Genomic DNA, 214 nt, shown 5'->3' on the forward strand with positions numbered 1-214 from the left:
ATCCACTTCCGGGGCAGCCCGGTTCACACCCCCCAGGGCGGGCTGATCGGTGTCGTGCACACCGTCCGGCCCGATCGGATGGTCTTCCTGATGGCGGAGGCGCTGCTCGGGCAGGACGGGTTCCGTGTTGCGCTGGACGGCGGGGGGCACAGGGCCGGCGTGGCCCTGGGAGTGCGTGTCGGAGGGGGTTTCCGAGCGTCTGCCGAGCTGGCCG

Source organism: Streptomyces sp. C, assembly GCF_000158895.1.
Lineage (GTDB): Bacteria > Actinomycetota > Actinomycetes > Streptomycetales > Streptomycetaceae > Streptomyces > Streptomyces racemochromogenes.